Below are 362 nucleotides of genomic sequence, written 5' to 3' on the forward strand. Positions count from 1 at the left end.
CTGACGATATTGGCGAAGAGCACCCAAATCTGCAATATGGTCTTCATGATAATGACTCAAAATAACTGCATCAAGTTGAGTTGGTTGCAATTCATGTTCAAGTTCTGTCACTGCGCGTGAACCACAATCTAAAAGCATGTTAAAGCCTGATTCTGATTGTAAAAGATAAGAGGTTGTTCCGGCATCGCGCGTAGGATATCCGCCCCAAACACCTAGTGCTGTTAATTTCATATTTTTTTCTCGCTTTCTTTATTTTTTGCTTAAGTCTATTATAACAAAGCAAAGCTAATTTAGCTTATGCGCCATTTAATCTTTACTGACAAACAAAAAAAGTGGTAGAATCCACCACTTTTATTTTATTT

Annotated in this window: 1 protein-coding gene; it reads right to left on the reverse strand. The window is 36.5% G+C overall.

Annotated features, from left to right (window positions below; all coding sequences use genetic code 11):
- On the reverse strand, positions 1–231 hold a 231-nt coding region (locus JKP73_RS22190; protein ID WP_200411987.1), incomplete at its 3' end, for an MBL fold metallo-hydrolase.
- Positions 232–362 lie beyond the last annotated feature (131 nt).

This window comes from Virgibacillus salexigens, assembly GCF_014905415.1.
Classification (GTDB): domain Bacteria; phylum Bacillota; class Bacilli; order Bacillales; family Amphibacillaceae; genus Virgibacillus; species Virgibacillus salexigens.